Genomic DNA, 17,736 nt, shown 5'->3' with positions numbered 1-17,736 from the left:
AGATGACTGACAAGACAAAGATTGAGCGATTATAGGATAAAACGACTCAAATCTTCATCCGCCACCAGTTCATCCAGATGACTGCGCACGTAATCCGCATCAATTGTAATGGATTGGCCATTAATTTCACTCGCCTCGTAGGAAATATCTTCCATCAGACGCTCAAGCACGGTGTGCAGACGACGCGCGCCGATGTTCTCGGTGCTTTCGTTGACCTGCCACGCGGCTTCGGCGATGCGGCGGATGCCGTCGGCGGTGAACTCGATGTTGACGCCTTCGGTGCCCATCAGCGCTTTGTACTGCTCGGTCAGCGACGCGCTCGGCTCGGTCAGGATGCGCTCGAAGTCTTCGGTGGTCAGCGCCTGCAGCTCAACGCGGATCGGCAGACGGCCCTGCAGCTCCGGGATCAGATCTGACGGATTGGCGGTCTGGAACGCGCCGGAAGCGATGAACAGGATGTGGTCGGTCTTCACCATACCGTGCTTGGTGGACACGGTGCAGCCTTCCACCAGCGGCAGCAGATCGCGCTGTACGCCTTCGCGCGAGACGTCCGGGCCGGAGCTTTGGCCGCCGCGCTTACAGATTTTGTCGATCTCGTCGATAAACACGATGCCGTGCTGTTCAACCGCTTCGATCGCCTGCTCTTTCAGCTCTTCCGGGTTCACCAGCTTGGCGGCTTCTTCTTCCACCAGCAGCTTGAAGGCTTCTTTGATCTTCAGCTTGCGCGGTTTTTGCTTCTGGCCGCCGAGGTTCTGGAACATCGACTGCAGCTGGTTGGTCATCTCTTCCATGCCCGGAGGCGCCATGATTTCCACGCCCATCGGCGCGGCGGCCAGATCGATTTCGATCTCTTTGTCATCCAGCTGGCCTTCGCGCAGTTTCTTGCGGAATGCCTGGCGGGCGGCGGACGGTTCCTGGCCTTCTTCCGGCTGGCCCCAGTTGTTTTTGGCCGGCGGGATCAGCACGTCGAGAATGCGCTCTTCGGCCAACTCTTCGGCACGGGTGCGGTTTTTCTCGATCGACTGCATGCGCACCATTTTGATGGCGGCATCGGTCAGATCGCGGATGATGGAGTCCACTTCTTTGCCCACATAGCCCACTTCGGTGAACTTGGTGGCTTCAACCTTGATGAACGGCGCGTTGGCCAGCTTCGCCAGACGGCGGGCGATTTCGGTTTTACCGACGCCGGTCGGGCCGATCATCAGAATGTTTTTCGGGGTCACTTCGTGACGCAGCATCTCGTTGAGCTGCATCCGGCGCCAGCGGTTGCGCAGGGCAATGGCGACAGCGCGTTTGGCCTTGTTTTGGCCAATGATATAGCTGTCCAGTTCGCTGACGATCTCGCGCGGGGTCATTTCAGACATGGTATTCGATCCTTACGCTTTGGAAGGCAATTCTTCAATGGTGTGGAAATGGTTGGTGTAAATACAGATGTCGCCGGCGATGTTGAGGGATTTCTCAACGATGTCGCGGGCGCTCAGCTCGGTATTTTCCAACATGGCGCGGGCTGCGGCCTGAGCGTAAGGGCCGCCGGAGCCGATGGCGATCAGATCGTTTTCCGGCTGCACCACATCGCCGTTGCCGGTGATGATCAGCGAAGCGTTTTCATCGGCGACCGCCAGCAGCGCTTCGAGCTTGCGCAGCATACGGTCGGTGCGCCAGTCTTTCGCCAGCTCGACGGCGGCTTTCACCAGGTGGCCCTGATGCATTTCCAGTTTGCGTTCAAACAGTTCAAACAGCGTGAAGGCGTCAGCGGTGCCACCGGCGAAACCGGCGATCACTTTGTCGTTGTACAGGCGACGCACTTTCTTGACGTTACCCTTCATCACCGTATTACCCAGGGTTGCCTGGCCATCACCACCGATGACGACCTGGCCGTTGCGGCGTACGCTTACAATTGTTGTCACGAGCAGACCCTCGTTAAAGACGGAAAGAAGCCCCCGCAGCGCCTGCTTTCGCAGACGCTACGAGGCATATTGAGAGTATAGATGGGGGGGGATTGACGCTTTTCAACCCCCAACGGAGAGGGGAATGCAACTCGACATGCCGACGCCCTTCAGGCGCGAAAGGGTTTTGTCCGCGGCGGCGCGGCTGCTGTACGGGCCGAGCACCACGCGATTCCAACCGCCGCCGGCGGTGATGCGGCTCTCGATGCCTTCGAACGCCAGGCGCGCACGCACGGATTCAGCCTGATCGGTGGCGCGGAACGAACCGCATTGCACCATCCACTTCTGTTTTGATTCCGGTTTGGTTTCCTGCTTGGCCGTTTCCTGTTTCACTTCCGGTTTGGGCTCCGGTTTCGGTTGCGGCTTCGGCTCAGGCTGTTTCACCTGTACCGGTTGCTGGGTAGTCGGTTTTGGCTGCGGGTGCGGCTGCACCGGCGCGGTGGTGGCCCCGTTGTTGAACGGGTTGCGCGGCGGCTGGCTGACCTGCTGCTGTTGCTGCACCGGCTGCTGCTGCATTTGCTGTTGTTGCATCTGCTGCTGCTGGCGAGTGCTGCGCGCGTTGGCCTGGCCCGGATCGTTATACGGCACTTCGTTCAGCTGCGTCGGGCGCTGCTGCATGTCGGCCTGCATCTGTTCCAGCAGTTGCCGCTGTTCGGCGGTCAGCTGAGTTTTGGAATTGAGCTCGCCGCCGGCCGTCGGTTCGGTCGGGGTTTGCACGCCGATCTGCCGGTTTTCCAGCTCTTTGATGTAGCGCCAGCGCTCTTCCGGCTTCGGCGGCAGGCCGTTGCCGGGGCGCGTGGTGTGCGCAGGCAACAACGGCGCGTCTTCCGGCTTGTTGTGCGTAATGAAATAGAGGCCACCGACAAAGACAACCAGCAACGCGGCGGCTAATGCCAGCACGGTTTTGGAAACCTTCGGAGAACTGCGTTTTTTACGGCTGGGGGTTTTACGCTTAGCTCCTGCTGCGCGCCCACGGCTTACATAGTCTTTTTGTGCCACTATTATTCCGCTGTGTCCTGATGAAAGGATAAGTCCGTCATGTTACTGAACCCTAAAATATTTGACTAGCGTTTCGGGGCAGCGGTGCTGCCTCTGATAATCAATTCACTGTCCAACAGCCGGGAGCCGCTGGCCACTGTCTGGCCGTTCAACTGCTCCAACAGCAACAACATCGCCTGCTGGCCGATCTGGAAGCGCGGCTGCGCCACCGTGGTCAGCGGCGGATCGCAATACTGCGCCAGCTTGAGGTCGTCAAAGCCGACGATCGACAGATCCTGCGGCACCCGCAGCCCCATTTTCTTCGCCTGGGACAGCACGCCGATCGCCATGACGTCGCTGTGGCAGAATACCGCCGTTGGCGGTTTCGGCTGTGCCATCAGCGCCGTCAGCGCTTGCGCGCCGGCTTCGTAGGTAAAATCACCCCGGGTAATATAGCTGCTTTCGACGGTAATGCCATTACGACGTAGCGCTTGAACGTAACCCTGCAGCCGATAATGGCTCAGCGGCATCTGTTCCGGCCCGGCGACGCAGGCGATCTGCCGGTGGCCCAATTGATGCAAATAATGCACGGCTTCAAAGGCGGCGGTCAGGTTGTCGATGTGCACCGTCGGCAGTTCCAGCTCGGGAGCGAACTCGTTGGCCATCACCATCGGCGGCAGGTTGCGCTGCTCTTCCTTGCTGGCGTCGAACGGCAGGTTGGAGCCCAGCAGCAGCATGCCGTCGATCTGTTTGGTGATGATCAGATTGACGAAGGTGCGCTCCTGCTGGTTTTGCTGCGCGCAGTCGCCGATCAGCACCAGATAGCCTTGTTGGGCGGCGGTCTGTTCGATCCCCTGGATCACATCGGCGAAAAACGGATCGCAGATGTCGGGCACGATCACCAGGATGGTGCGGGATTCGTTGCGCTTGATATTGCGTGACAGAGCATGAGGAGAATAACCCACGGCCAGGACGGCCTGTTCCACTTTCTGGCGCGTCGGCGTTGACACCTTTTCCGGGTTCATCAGCGCACGCGATACGGTAGCCGTTGAAACGCCCGCCATTTCGGCGACGTCTTTCATGGTCGCCATGGATAACTCTTTCTTGTGTTCCAACGCCTTTCTCCTTGCGTCAGCCCCATGCCGACGCCACTACTGCTGTTTGCTCACAATGTCCGGCATGCGGTGGCGAAATTGTTGTCATTGAGCGCCACTCGCGTTCGGGCACTCCGTCGCGCTGCGATGTGGCGACAAAATTTGCCCTCGCAGACATTCTAAACAGAATACGCCCCGCCTTTGTTACCTAATTTGCATAAAAAATGTGACCTGAGAAGGTTTTTTAGCGTTCGCTCGCAATTTCAAGGGTAAACGTTTGCACTGCGGCAGCTAAATCGGACTTTTCCGGGATCAGCTGTCGATCGGATCGACATCCAGCGTCCATTTCACCTTGCGCGTTTGCGGCAGGGTGCCGATCAGCGGCAGCGAGCTTTTCATCAGCTGTTGCAGGACGCGCCGCGTCGGGTGCTGCAGCAGCAGCTGCCAGCGGAAACGGCCGCCGCGTTTGGACTGCAGCGCCGGCACCGGGCCCATCACCCACAGCGAATCGTCCTTCAGCGGGCTGGCTTCCAGCAGGTTGCGCAGCTGCTGCAGGAACAGCGGGGCCTGCTGGTTGTCGTGATCTTCGGCGCGCACGATGATGTGGCTGGTGTAAGGCGGCAGAAACACGCTGTTGCGCTCCGCCAGCGTCTGTTTGGCGAAGGCGTCGTAACCCTGTTGCAGCAGTACCTGCAGCAGCGGGTGCTCCGGATGGTGGGTTTGCAGCAGCACTTCACCCTGTTTGCCCGCGCGGCCGGCCCGCCCGGAGACCTGGGTATACAGCTGAGCGAAACGCTCGGCGGAGCGGAAGTCGGCGGAGAACAGCGCGCCGTCCACGTCCAGCAACGCCACTAGCGTGACGTCGGGAAAATGGTGGCCCTTGGCCAGCATCTGCGTGCCGATCAGAATGCGCGCTTCGCCGCGATGGATATCCGCCAGGTGCTGCTCAAGCGCCCCTTTGCGGCTGGTGGTGTCGCGATCGATGCGGGTGATCGGCGTGTCGGGGAACAGCGGCGCCAGCTCCTGCTCCAGCTGTTCGGTGCCGACGCCGACCGACACCAGGTGAGTGGAGCCGCACTGTGGGCACTGGTGCGGCACCGGCCGCTGGCTGTCGCAGTGGTGGCAGCGCAGCTGGCGCTGATGCTGGTGGAAGGTGTAGTAGTGATCGCAGCGCTGGCATTCGGCGATCCAGCCGCACTCGTGGCACAGCAGCGCCGGAGCGTAACCGCGGCGGTTGAGGAACAGCATCACCTGATTGCCGGCTTTTAAATGGTGCTGCATGCTTTTCAAAAGCGGTTGCGACAGGCCGACCTTCAGCGGCAGCCCCTTTAGATCGATCAGGTGCTGCGTTGCCGGTTTGGCGTTGCCCGCGCGCTGGGTGAGCTTCAGCTGGCGATATTTACCCAGCTGCACGTTGTGCAGCGTTTCCAATGCCGGGGTCGCGGAGCCCATCACCATCGGGATGTCCTCTTCCCGGGCGCGGAACACCGCCAGATCGCGGGCGTGGTAGCGCCAGCCTTCCTGCTGTTTATAAGAGCTGTCATGCTCTTCGTCGATGATGATTACGCCCAGCTGACGGAACGGCGTGAACAGCGCCGAACGGGTGCCGATGACGATGGCGGCTTCGCCGCTGCGCGCGCGCAGCCAAACCGCCAGCCGTTCGCTGTCGTTCAGCCCGGAGTGCAGCACGTCTACCGGCGCGTTGAAGCGCTCGCGAAAGCGGGCGATGGTTTGCGGCGTCAGGCCGATTTCCGGCACCAGCACCAGCGCCTGTCGGCCTTTGGCCAGCACGTTTTCCAGCACGCTGAGGTAGACTTCGGTCTTGCCGGAGCCGGTTACCCCGGCCAACAGCCAGGCGGCGAACTGCTCATCCTCGCTTCTGATCGCCCCGACGGCGGTAGCCTGCTCGGTGTTCAGCCGCAGCCGCTCGCCGAGCACTGCGAAGTTGGGGCGCCAGTCGTGCGTATCCGCGACCTGAGCGCGCAGATCGATCAGCCCTTTGGCGCGCAGCGCCTGCAGGGCGCTTTCCATCAGCTCAAGCTGGCTGACCTGATGGCGATAGACCGGGCGTTGCAGCAGCGCCGCGAGCGCCTGCTGCTGTTTCGGCGCGCGTTTCAGGCTTTCGGGCGGGGTGGCGCGTCCCTCTTCGGTGGCGAACCATTGCCACAGCGGCGCGGCCTCGGCCGGTTTGCCTTGCCGCAGCAGGATCGGCAGCGCATGGAACAGCACTTCGCCGATGGGGTAGTGATAGTAATCGCTGGCCCAGCGCAGGATGCGCCACAGGCTGGGGGAGAACAGCGATTCGGCGTCGATCACGCTGTCGATCGGTTTGAGCTTGTCCAGCGGCAGTTCACTGGTGTCGCTGCAGCCGGTGACGATGCCGATCGCATGCTGCCTGCCCCAGGGCACGCCCACGCGCGCGCCGGCCACCGGCTGCATGCCGGGCGGCAGCAGATAGTCGAAGGTGCGGGCGAGGGGGACCGGCAAGGCAACGTGTACGACGGGCATGATCTCATCCAAATTGAAAAAAGTGGGCATCAGTTTACACGGCGCATCGGCAAATGTACGGTTCCGATTGCGCGCCCCGGCTAATGCTGTATAATTTGCCGCCTTTGGTATAATTCGATACCAAAATTCTATTATCAACCACGTGTGGTGTCTGGCGAAACAGGGCTGGATAGCGACACGGCCTTAACTGAGGTTTCCCATGAAACAAGGTATCCACCCAAAATACGAAGAAGTTACTGCTAACTGCTCTTGCGGTAACGTGATGAAGATCCGCTCCACCGTGGGCCACGATCTGAACCTGGACGTTTGTGGCGCATGCCACCCGTTCTACACTGGCAAGCAGCGTGACGTTGCTACCGGTGGCCGCGTTGACCGCTTCAACAAGCGTTTCAGCGTACCAGGCGCTAAGAAATAAGATTTCTTATCGTCCGATGAAAAAGGCGCCTTTGGCGCCTTTTTTCGTTTCTGCCGCCAGCGTTCGCCGGGCGGTTCTCAATATTCCCAGGTATCGGGGTCGACACCCAGTTCGCGCATCAACACTTTCGCGGCTTCCGGAATTTCATCGCTGCGCTCTTTGCGCAGGTCTTCATCGTTCGGCAGCGGCTGGCCGGTAAAGGCATGCAGAAACGCTTCGCACAGCAGTTCGCTGTTGGTGGCGTGGCGCAGGTTGTTCACCTGGCGACGGGTCCGTTCGTCGGTGAGGATTTTCAGGACCTTCAGCGGAATGGATACCGTGATCTTTTTGACTTGCTCGCTTTTTTTACCGTGTTCAGCGTAAGGGCTGACATACTCGCCGTTCCACTCAGCCATGGGACACCTTAACTTTGTCAGAAAAATTACAAAATTCTAAAAACCGGCCAATTATGCCCGATCTTCACTGTTCTCACTAAATAAATGTCAATTTTACGCGACCAGGGTCACTGAATGCCCCGCCTCGGCCGGGCATTGCGGCTTAACATCTTATCGTCATGTCATATCGGCATAATTTTAGCGGGTATTGTGCCATTGCTCAATCTATACGCAGAGAAGTTTAGATGTCCAGATGTATTGACGTCTATCAATCCTGCGATTACTCTTTAGGCCTCATTCACCGAACCGAGAGCCGAGCGAGCCCATGACGCGTAAACCAGCCACGATTGCCGTACGCAGCGGCCTGAACGACGACGAACAGTACGGCTGCGTTGTCCCGCCGATTCATCTGTCCAGCACCTATAACTTTACCGACTTCAACCAACCCCGAGCCCATGATTATTCGCGCCGCGGCAACCCGACGCGCGACGTGGTGCAACGCGCGTTGGCGGAGCTGGAAGGCGGCGCCGGCGCGGTGATGACCGGCAGCGGGATGTCGGCGATCCATCTGGTGACCACCGTGCTGCTGAAGCCCGGCGATCTGCTGGTGGCGCCGCACGACTGCTACGGCGGCAGCTATCGGTTGTTCGACAGCCTGAGCAAACGCGGTGCCTATCGCGTGCTGTTCGTCGATCAGGGTAATGAAGCCGCCCTGCAACAGGCGCTGGCGCAAAAGCCGAAGCTGGTGTTGATCGAAAGCCCCAGCAACCCGCTGCTGCGGGTGGTGGACATCGCGGCGATCTGCGCCGCCGCGCACGCGGCGGGCGCGTTGACGGTGGTGGACAACACCTTCCTCAGCCCGGCCCTGCAACAGCCGATCGAACTCGGTGCCGATCTGGTGGTCCATTCATGCACCAAATACCTGAACGGGCATTCGGACGTGGTGGCCGGGGCGGTGATCGCCAAAGATCCCGAGCTGGCGGTCGAGCTGGCCTGGTGGGCGAACAACATCGGCGTGACCGGCGGCGCGTTCGACAGCTATCTGCTGCTGCGTGGCATGCGCACGCTGTCGCCGCGCATCAAGGCGGCGCAGCTAAACGCTGAAGCGATTGTTGACTATTTACAGCAGCAACCGTTGGTGAAAAAGCTGTATCATCCCTCCCTGCCGGAGAATCCGGGGCATGAGATCGCCCGCCGGCAGCAGCGCGGTTTCGGCGCGATGCTGAGTTTTGAACTGGACGGCGATGAAGCGGTGCTGCGCCGTTTTCTCTCTGCCCTTGAGCTGTTTACTCTGGCAGAATCGTTGGGCGGCGTAGAAAGCCTGATCTCGCATGCAGCGACCATGACCCACGCCGGCATGGCGGCGGAGGCGCGGGCAGCGGCCGGCATCTCCGAGAGCCTGCTGCGCATTTCCGTGGGTATTGAAGACAGTGAAGATTTGATTGCCGATCTGGAACGCGCTTTCCAGGCGGCGGCAACGAGGTAAGCATGAATGCAATTGCTGTAGCAGGGCCGGTGAGTGGGCGTCAACTGCACAAGTTTGGCGGCAGCAGTCTGGCGGATGTGAAGTGTTATCTGCGTGTGGCCGGGATTATGGCGGAATACAGCCAGCCGGGCGACATGATGGTGGTATCGGCCGCCGGCAGTACCACCAACCAGTTGATCAACTGGCTGAAGCTCAGCCAGAGCGATCGCCTGTCTGCGCACCAGGTGCAGCAGACGTTGCGTCGTTATCACAGCGATCTTATCAGCGGCCTGCTGCCGCCGGAAAGCGCCGAGCCGCTGATCGCCGAGTTCATTCAGGATCTGGAACGTCTGGCGGTGCTGCTGGACGGCAAAGTCGACGAGGTGTGCTATGCCGAAGTGGTCGGGCACGGCGAGATCTGGTCGGCGCGCCTGATGGCGGCGGTGCTCAACCACCTGGATATGCAGGCGGCCTGGCTGGATGCGCGTGATTTCCTGCGCGCCGAGCGCGCCGCGCAGCCGCAGGTGGATGAAGGCCGTTCTTATCCGCTGCTGCAGCAATTGTTGGCTCAACATCCGGGCAAGCGCCTGGTGGTGACCGGCTTCATTTCGCGCAACGACGCCGGGGAAACCGTGCTGTTGGGGCGTAACGGCAGCGACTACTCCGCCACTCAGGTCGGCGCGTTGGCCGGCGCGGCGCGCGTCACCATCTGGAGCGACGTGGCCGGGGTTTACAGCGCCGACCCGCGCAAGGTGAAAGACGCCTGCCTGCTGCCGCTGCTGCGCCTGGACGAAGCCAGCGAGCTGGCGCGCCTGGCGGCACCGGTGTTGCATACCCGCACCCTGCAGCCGGTCTCCGGCAGCGATATCGATCTTCAGCTGCGCTGCAGCTACCAGCCGGAGCAGGGCTCGACGCGCATCGAGCGCGTATTGGCGTCCGGCACCGGCGCCAAGATTGTCACCAGCCACGATGACGTGTGCCTGATTGAGCTGCACGTCGCCGCTCAGCATGACTTCAAACTGGCGCAGAAAGAATTGGATCTGGTGCTCAAGCGCGCGCAGATCAAACCGTTGGCGGTGGGCATCCATCCTGACCGCAATCGAGTGCAGCTGTGCTACACCTCCGAGGTGGTCAACAGCGCGCTGGCGATCCTGCAGGCCTCGGCGCTGCCGGGTGAACTGCACCTGCGCGAAGGGTTGGCGCTGGTGGCGATGGTCGGCGCCGGGGTGTGCAAGAACCCGCTGCACAGCCATCGCTTCTATCAGCAGCTGAAAGATCAGCCGGTCGAATTTATCTGGCAGGCGGAAGATGGCATCAGCCTGGTGGCGGTATTACGCCAGGGGCCGACCGCGCTGCTGATTCAGGGGCTGCACCAAAGCCTGTTCCGCGCCGAGAAGCGCATCGGTCTGGTGCTGTTCGGCAAGGGCAACATTGGGTCGCGCTGGCTGGAGCTGTTTGCCCGCGAGCAGACCAATATTTCCGCGCGCAGCGGCTTCGAATTTATCCTGGCGGGGGTGGTGGACAGCCGCCGCAGCCTGCTGAACTACGAAGGGCTGGACGCCAGCCGCGCATTGGCGTTCTTTGAGGACGAGGCGCAGGCGCTCGACGAAGAGTCGCTGTTCCTGTGGATGCGCGCGCACCCGTTCGACGATTTGGTGGTGCTCGACGTGACCGCCAGCGAAGAGCTGGCCGGGCAGTATCTGGATTTCGCCAGCTACGGTTTCCACGTGATCAGCGCCAACAAGCTGGCGGGAGCCTCGTGCAGCGATACCTATCGCCAAATTCGCGACGCCTTCGCCAAAACCGGCCGCCACTGGCTGTACAACGCCACCGTCGGCGCCGGTCTGCCGGTCAACCACACGGTGCGCGATCTGCGCGACAGCGGCGACAGCATTTTGGCGATCAGCGGCATCTTCTCCGGCACGCTTTCCTGGCTGTTCCTGCAGTATGACGGCACGGTGCCGTTTACCGAGCTGGTGGATCAGGCCTGGCAGCAGGGGCTGACCGAACCGGATCCGCGGGTCGATCTCTCCGGCCAGGACGTGATGCGCAAGTTGGTGATCCTGGCGCGCGAAGCGGGCTACGACATCGAACCTAACCAGGTGCGGGTCGAGTCGCTGGTGCCGGCGGGCTGCGAGCAGGGCTCCGTCGATCAGTTCTTCGAGAACGGCGAGGCGCTGAACCAGCAGATGCAGCAGCGTTTTGAGGCCGCCAGCGAAATGGGCCTGGTGCTGCGTCACGTGGCGCGTTTCGACGCCAACGGCAAGGCGCGGGTCGGCGTGGAGGCGGTGCGTCCTGAGCATCCGCTGGCCTCGTTGCTGCCGTGCGACAACGTGTTCGCCATCGAAAGCCGCTGGTATCGCGATAATCCGCTGGTGATCCGCGGGCCGGGCGCCGGCCGCGACGTGACCGCCGGAGCGATCCAGTCAGACCTTAACCGGTTGGCGCAGCTGCTTTAATCCTCTGCGGGCGCGGGTTCACCGCGCCCCTTTGCTTTTCCTGCCATACTTATCCCTGCCGCCGTCATGAAATTCCCTCGTTGAGCGGGTGAAGATTAATCATCTTATTCCCCTCATTTTCCTGTTGACTCTTTAGCCAACATGCGGCATTTTCTATCTAGACGTCTAAACGTATAGACGCTCATCAAGATGAAAAAAACAGTGATTGATAAGAGGTGAGCAGGGTATGAGCTTTTTCCACGCAAACCAGCGGGAAGCGCTGAATCAGAGTCTGGCGGAGTTGAACGGCCAGATTAACGTATCATTCGAGTTCTTCCCGCCGCGCACCAGCGAGATGGAAGAGACCCTGTGGCAGTCGATCGATCGTCTGAGCATCCTCAAACCCAAATTCGTTTCCGTCACCTACGGCGCCAACTCCGGCGAGCGCGATCGCACCCACAGCATCATCAAGGGGATCAAGGAGCGCACCGGCCTGGAGGCGGCGCCGCACCTGACCTGCATCGACGCCAGCCCGGCGCAGCTGCGCGACATCGCGGCCGATTATTGGAACAGCGGCATTCGCCATATCGTGGCGCTGCGCGGCGATCTGCCGCCGGGCGGCGGCAAGCCGGACATGTACGCGACCGATCTGGTGGCGCTGCTGAAAGACGTGGGCGACTTCGACATTTCCGTCGCCGCCTACCCGGAAGTGCACCCGGAGGCGAAGAGCGCCCAGGCCGATTTAATCAACCTGAAGCGCAAGATCGACGCCGGCGCCAGCCGCGCCATCACCCAGTTCTTCTTCGACGTTGAGAGCTACCTGCGCTTCCGCGACCGCTGCGTCACCGCCGGTATCGACGTGGAAATCGTGCCGGGCATTCTGCCGGTGTCCAACTTCAAGCAGCTGCAGCGCTTCGCCACCATGACCAACGTGCGGGTGCCAAGCTGGATGACCAGCATGTTCGAAGGGCTGGACGACGATGCGGAGACCCGCAAAATGGTCGGCGCCAACATCGCCATGGACATGGTGAAGATCCTCAGCCGCGAAGGCGTGAAAGATTTCCACTTCTATACGCTGAACCGCGCCGAAATGAGCTACGCCATCTGCCACACGCTGGGCGTGCGCCCGGTGGCCGCCGCCTGACAGGCCTGTTCCATTGAAAAAGGGCATCGCTTACCGCGGCGCCCTTTTTTTGTGGGGGAAAGGCATAAAAAAACGGCCCCGATAAACGGGGCCGCGATGAGGCTCGCTAGCCGGTGTTGCGCATCCCGGCGGCGACGCCGGCGATGGTGACCATCAGCGCCTGCTCGACGCGGGCGTCCGGCTGCTCCTGCTGACGCGAACGGTGCAGCAGTTCGGCCTGCAAGACGTTCAGCGGGTCGGTATAAACGTTGCGCAGCGCGATGGATTCGGCAATCCACGGCAGGTCTTCCATCAGGTGCGCATCGTTGGCGATGGTCAGCACCACCTTGATGTCGCTTTCCAGCTGATCGCGCAGCTGTTGGCCCAGCGGCCACAGCGATTTATCCACCAGGCGCTGATCGTAGTATTCCGCCAGCCAAAGGTCGGCCTTGGCGAACACCATTTCCAGCATGGCGATGCGGGTGGAGAAGAACGGCCAGTCGCGACACATCGCCTCCAGTTCCGCCTGCTTGCCGGCTTTCACCGCCTCCTGCAATCCGGCGCCGGCGCCGAGCCAGGCCGGCAGCATCAGGCGGTTCTGCGTCCAGGCGAAGATCCACGGAATGGCGCGAAGGCTCTCTACGCCGCCGTTCGGCTTGCGTTTGGCCGGGCGTGAGCCCAGCGGCAGTTTACCCAGCTCCAGCTCCGGCGTGGCCGCGCGGAAGTAAGGCACGAAGTCCGGGTTTTCACGCACGTAGCCGCGATACATCCGGCAGGAGGTGTCTGACAGATCGTCCATCAGCGCCCGCCATTCTTTCTTCGGTTCCGGCGGCGGCAGCAGGTTTGCCTCGAGGATCGCGCCAGCATACAGCGCCAGGCTGCTGATGGTGACTTCAGGCAGGCCGAATTTGAATCGGATCATCTCGCCCTGTTCGGTGACGCGCAGGCCGCCCTTCAGGCTGCCCGGCGGCTGCGACAGCAACGCCGCATGCGCCGGTGCGCCGCCGCGGCCGATGGAACCGCCGCGGCCGTGGAATAGCGTCAGCGCCACGCCGGCCTTTTCACAGGTTTTGATCAGCGCGTCCTGCGCGCGGTACTGCGCCCAGGAAGCGGCCATCACGCCGGCGTCTTTCGCCGAGTCGGAGTAGCCGATCATTACCATCTGTTTGCCCTGAATAAAGCCGCGATACCAGTCGATGTTCAGCAACTGAGTCATCACGTCGTCGGCGTTGTTCAGATCGTCGAGGGTTTCGAACAGCGGAGCGACCGGCAGCGCGAACGGGCAACCGGCCTCTTTCAGCAGCAGGTGCACCGCCAGCACGTCGGAAGGCGTGCGCGCCATCGAAATCACGTAGGCGGCGATCGAGCCCTGCGGCGCTTCGGCGATCACCCGGCAGGTTTCCAGCACTTCCTGCGTGTCGGCGCTCGGTTGCCATTTCAGCGGCACCAGCGGGCGTTTGGAGTTCAGTTCGCGGATCAGGAACGCCTGTTTATCGGCTTCCGACCAGCTTTCATAGTCGCCCAGCCCCAGGTAGCGGGTCAGCTCGGCGATGGCCTCGGTATGGCGGGTGCTTTCCTGGCGCACGTCGATGCGCACCAGCGGCACGCCGAAGCAGCGCACGCGGCGCAGGGTATCCAGCAGCTGACCGTTGGCGATGATGCCCATGCCGCAGGCCTGCAGCGATTGGTAGCAGGCATACAGCGGCTCCCACAGCTGCTCGTTGTTCACCAGCAGGTCGTGCGGCTTCAGCACGCGTTCGCCCTTCAGGCGGCCTTCCAGATAGGCCTGGGAGCTCATCAGCTGGCTGCGCAGCTGCTTCATGATTTCGCGGTACGGTTCCTGCACCTCGTCACCGCCGGCGCGGGCGCGCAGCTCCGGGGTACATTCGGTCATCGACAGCTCGGAGACCAGCACCTGAATATCGCGGGTGAACAGGTCGCAGGCTTTCCAGCGGCTGAGCAGCAGCACATGGCGGGTAATTTCGGCGGTCACGTTCGGGTTGCCGTCGCGGTCGCCGCCCATCCAGGAGGTGAAGCGCACCGGCACCGCTTCCGCCGGCAGGCTGTAATCGATGGAGTTTTCCAACTGCTCGTTGAACTCGCGCAGGAACGCCGGCACGCCTTCCCACAGGCTGTTTTCCACCACCGCGAAGCCCCATTTGGCTTCGTCGATCGGGGAAGGGCGATGTTTGCGAATTTCATCGGTGTGCCACGACTGGGCCACCAACTGGCGCAGGCGGCGCATGATCTTGTTGCGCTCGTAGTCGGCCAGATCGTTGTGATCGAGCTGGCTGAGACAGGTGTTGACCTCCACCAGCTTGTGGATCAGGGTGCGGCGGGTGATCTCCGTCGGGTGCGCCGTCAGTACCAGCTCGATGGAAAGTTGCGACACCGCGTGCTGCAGCTCTTTGTCGCTGAGCTTTTTGTCTTTGAGACGGCTGAACAGCTGCGCCAGCGCTTCCGGGTTGCTGGCGGCTTCGCCGTTGGGCGAAATGCTGTGGTACTGCTCGGCGACGTTGGTCAGGTTGAGGAACTGGCTGAAGGCGCGCGCCACCGGCAGCAGCTCGTCGTTGGACAGGTTCTGCAGGGTGGAGAGCAGCTCCTGGCGATGCGCTTCGTTGCCGGCGCGTGAAGATTTGGAAAGCTTACGGATGGTCTCAACGCGATCGAGAATATGCTCGCCCAGCGCTTCTTTGATGGTATCGCCGAGCAATTTGCCGAGCATACTGACATTACTGCGCATTGCCGAATATTGTTCGTTCATATAACCCCTGACCCAGTTCTGTATGATTTTTATCTTGTAAATAAATTTCACGCGTCAGGCGCAGACCGCCTGCCTGATCACATCGCGTTCCTGTCCAATCGTCAATTGACACTATTTTTAGCAAAAAAACATCAAAATCGGCGCATTTTCTGAAATTTAATTACGCCGCATCGGTTATCAGCGTGGCTTATTTCGCCGTTTTCTACTTATTTTGAGTTAGGGGAAGCATAGCGCGTTTCCCCTGTTAAATGTCGGGTTTACTGCCGGCAAAAGTGATTGACCAGCTGGCCCAGCAGTTTGCGCGTCGGTTCGATAAACGCGGTGTCGATGTATTCGTCCGGCTGGTGGGCCTGATCGATGGAACCGGGCCCGAGCACCAACGTCGGGCAGACCTGCTGTACGAACGGCGCTTCGGTGCAGTAGTTGACCACCTGCGTGCGGGTGCCCAGCAGCTCCTCGATCACCGCCACCATGCGGTGGTCGGTCGGGCATTCGTAACCCGGCACCGACGCGTGCAGCTCTTCGATGGTCAGGCGGCCCGGCCAGCGTTGGCTCACCGGCTCCAATGCCTGATGCATCAGCTCGTTGATATTGTCGAGCGTCATGCCGGGCAGCGGGCGGATATCCAGGTGCAGCTCGCAGCAGGCGCAGATGCGGTTGGCCGCGTCGCCGCCGCTGATATGGCCGAAGTTCATGGTGGGATAAGGCACGGCGAACGCCGGATTGTTGTAGTGCTCCTGCAGGGTTTTGCGCAGCTCCATCAGGCGGCCGATGGATTCGTGCATCAGATCGATGGCGTTGACGCCGCGCGCCGGATCGCTGGAGTGGCCGGACTGGCCGACGATGCGAATGGCGTTGGCCATATGGCCCTTGTGTGCGCGCACCGGCTGCAGCGAGGTCGGTTCGCCGATGATGGCGAAATCCGGACGAATGGCGGTGGAGGCGGCGAAATAACGTGCGCCGGCCATCGTCGTTTCTTCATCTGCGGTAGCCAGAATGTACAGCGGCTTGGTCAGTTTGCTCGCGTCGATATCGCGCACCGCATCCAGAATAAAGGCGAAGAAGCCTTTCATGTCGGCGGTGCCCAGGCCGTAGAGCTTGTTGTCGTGCTCGGTCAGGGTGAAGGGATCGCGCGTCCAGCGGCCTTCGTCGTAAGGCACCGTATCGGTATGGCCGGCCAGCAGCAGGCCGCCGCTGCCTTCGCCGATGCTGGCCAGCAGGTTGAATTTGTGGCGCGATTCTGGCACCGGCTGTACGTCGACGCGAAAGCCCAGGTCGGCAAACCAGCCGGCCAGCAAGTTGATTAACGCCTCATTGCTCTGATCGAGGCCGGCATCGGTGGCGCTGATCGACTTCGTTGCGATCAACGCCCGGTACAGCTCAATAAATGGAGGTAATTTCATCTTCACTGTTGACAGCCTTTGGTTAGGATAGTATCAATATTCATGCATTTATTTTGAATAAAAATACAGTAAGCCGACGCGTAAGGGAACCCGATACCCGGATGTTTATAAAAGCATCAACGCCAGGCTCCGTGGGTGAACGGCGCAACAACGCTGGCTAGCCCTGTTACCTGGGTCGCAAGCGACCGCACGTCAGTTTAGAAGGTGAAAGGCCACATGTTGAATACGCTGATCGTTGGTGCCAGCGGTTACGCCGGAGCGGAGCTCACGGCTTACCTGAATCGCCACCCACACATGAACATAACCGCTTTAGCGGTTTCAGCGCAAAGTGCAGATGCAGGAAAGTTGCTTTCCGATCTCCATCCCCAGTTGAAAGGCATCGTCGATCTGCCGCTGCAGCCGCTGACCGACGTCGCCAAGGCGGCGCAGGGCATCGACGTGGTGTTCCTCGCCACCGCTCATGAAGTCAGCCACGATATCGCACCGGCCTTCCTGGCGGCGGGCTGCGTGGTGTTCGATCTGTCGGGCGCCTTCCGCGTGCAGGACGCCGATTTTTATAGCCAGTACTACGGTTTCGAGCATCAGCATGGCGCTCTGCTGGAGCAGGCGGTGTACGGCCTGGCGGAATGGCAGAGCGACAAGATTAAACAGGCGCAGCTGATTGCCGTGCCGGGCTGTTACCCGACGGCGGCGCAGCTGGCGCTGAAACCGTTGATCGAAAAACAGCTGCTGAACCTCGACCAGTGGCCGGTGATCAACGCCACCAGCGGCGTCAGCGGCGCCGGGCGCAAGGCCTGCATGACCACCAGCTTCTGCGAAGTGAGCCTGCAGCCGTACGGTATTTTCACCCACCGGCACCAACCGGAGATCGCCGCGCACCTGGGCGTGCCGGTCATCTTTACGCCGCACCTGGGCAACTTCCCGCGCGGCATCCTTGAAACCATCACCTGCCGCCTGAAGGCCGGCGTGACCGCGCAGGACGTGGCCGCCGCCTATCACGCCGCCTATGACGACAAGCCGCTGGTGCGGCTGTACGACCAGGGCGTGCCGGCGCTGAAAGCGGTGGTGGGGCTGCCGTTCTGCGACATCGGCTTTGCGGTGCAGGGCGAGCATCTGATCGCCGTGGCGGTGGAAGACAACCTGCTGAAAGGCGCGGCGGCACAGGCGGTGCAATGCCTGAATATCCGTTTCGGCTTCCCGGAAACCCAGTCACTCCTTTAAACCAGCG

General features: G+C 61.1%; 13 protein-coding genes. 5 read left to right on the top strand and 8 right to left on the bottom strand.

Going from position 1 to position 17,736, the window contains the following annotated elements:
- Positions 1-29 precede the first annotated feature (29 nt).
- From hslU to priA, 5 genes are all read right to left on the bottom strand, one after another.
- On the bottom strand, positions 30-1,364 hold the full coding sequence (hslU, locus tag SSARUM_RS23265; RefSeq protein ID WP_033636435.1) for an HslU--HslV peptidase ATPase subunit: 1,335 nt from the start codon (positions 1,362-1,364) through the stop codon (positions 30-32).
- Between the two features lie 12 nt (positions 1,365-1,376).
- Complete coding sequence (gene hslV / locus SSARUM_RS23260; protein ID WP_033649891.1) at positions 1,377-1,907, bottom strand: ATP-dependent protease subunit HslV; 531 nt, start codon at positions 1,905-1,907, stop codon at positions 1,377-1,379.
- A gap of 102 nt (positions 1,908-2,009) precedes the next feature.
- On the bottom strand, positions 2,010-2,945 hold the full coding sequence (gene ftsN, locus SSARUM_RS23255) for a cell division protein FtsN (RefSeq protein ID WP_033654538.1): 936 nt from the start codon (positions 2,943-2,945) through the stop codon (positions 2,010-2,012).
- A gap of 65 nt (positions 2,946-3,010) precedes the next feature.
- Positions 3,011-4,039: a DNA-binding transcriptional regulator CytR gene (cytR, locus tag SSARUM_RS23250; RefSeq protein ID WP_004931082.1), complete on the bottom strand. Its 1,029-nt coding sequence runs from the start codon at positions 4,037-4,039 to the stop codon at positions 3,011-3,013.
- A gap of 291 nt (positions 4,040-4,330) precedes the next feature.
- The gene (gene priA / locus SSARUM_RS23245; protein WP_060431285.1) at positions 4,331-6,526 is read right to left on the bottom strand and encodes a primosomal protein N'; all 2,196 of its coding nucleotides are present in this window, start codon (positions 6,524-6,526) and stop codon (positions 4,331-4,333) included.
- A 199-nt stretch (positions 6,527-6,725) separates the two neighbouring features.
- Between priA and rpmE the strand changes: the two genes are divergently transcribed.
- On the top strand, positions 6,726-6,941 hold the full coding sequence (rpmE, locus tag SSARUM_RS23240; RefSeq protein ID WP_004931078.1) for a 50S ribosomal protein L31: 216 nt from the start codon (positions 6,726-6,728) through the stop codon (positions 6,939-6,941).
- A 77-nt stretch (positions 6,942-7,018) separates the two neighbouring features.
- Here rpmE and metJ read toward each other — a convergent pair whose 3' ends face one another.
- A complete protein-coding gene (gene metJ, locus SSARUM_RS23235) occupies positions 7,019-7,336 on the bottom strand; it encodes a met regulon transcriptional regulator MetJ (protein ID WP_006317756.1) in 318 nt (105 codons plus the stop codon).
- 304 nt (positions 7,337-7,640) lie between these two features.
- Between metJ and metB the strand changes: the two genes are divergently transcribed.
- The 3 genes from metB to metF all read left to right on the top strand — a co-directional run bounded on the left by metB (position 7,641) and on the right by metF (position 12,362).
- Positions 7,641-8,801, top strand: coding sequence for a cystathionine gamma-synthase (gene metB, locus SSARUM_RS23230; RefSeq protein WP_033649893.1), 1,161 nt, complete (start codon positions 7,641-7,643; stop codon positions 8,799-8,801).
- A 2-nt stretch (positions 8,802-8,803) separates the two neighbouring features.
- Positions 8,804-11,239, top strand: a complete 2,436-nt coding sequence (locus SSARUM_RS23225; RefSeq protein WP_033649894.1) for a bifunctional aspartate kinase/homoserine dehydrogenase II — start codon at positions 8,804-8,806, stop codon at positions 11,237-11,239.
- A gap of 226 nt (positions 11,240-11,465) precedes the next feature.
- A complete protein-coding gene (gene metF, locus SSARUM_RS23220) occupies positions 11,466-12,362 on the top strand; it encodes a methylenetetrahydrofolate reductase (protein WP_033649895.1) in 897 nt (298 codons plus the stop codon).
- 106 nt (positions 12,363-12,468) lie between these two features.
- On the opposite strand, the gene ppc is transcribed toward metF, so the two are convergent.
- Positions 12,469-15,105 carry a phosphoenolpyruvate carboxylase gene (gene ppc, locus SSARUM_RS23215; protein WP_033638623.1) on the bottom strand — a complete coding sequence of 879 codons (2,637 nt, stop codon included), beginning with the start codon at positions 15,103-15,105 and terminating at the stop codon, positions 12,469-12,471.
- Between the two features lie 257 nt (positions 15,106-15,362).
- A complete protein-coding gene (gene argE, locus SSARUM_RS23210) occupies positions 15,363-16,508 on the bottom strand; it encodes an acetylornithine deacetylase (RefSeq protein ID WP_060431273.1) in 1,146 nt (381 codons plus the stop codon).
- Between the two features lie 216 nt (positions 16,509-16,724).
- Between argE and argC the strand changes: the two genes are divergently transcribed.
- Positions 16,725-17,729, top strand: coding sequence for an N-acetyl-gamma-glutamyl-phosphate reductase (gene argC, locus SSARUM_RS23205; protein ID WP_060431270.1), 1,005 nt, complete (start codon positions 16,725-16,727; stop codon positions 17,727-17,729).
- The last annotated feature ends 7 nt before the right edge of the window (positions 17,730-17,736 follow it).

Source organism: Serratia sarumanii, assembly GCF_029962605.1.
GTDB classification, from domain to species: Bacteria; Pseudomonadota; Gammaproteobacteria; order Enterobacterales; family Enterobacteriaceae; genus Serratia; species Serratia sarumanii.
The sequence above is the reverse complement of the archived record's forward strand: the minus strand, read 5'-3'. Positions and strand labels throughout refer to the sequence as shown.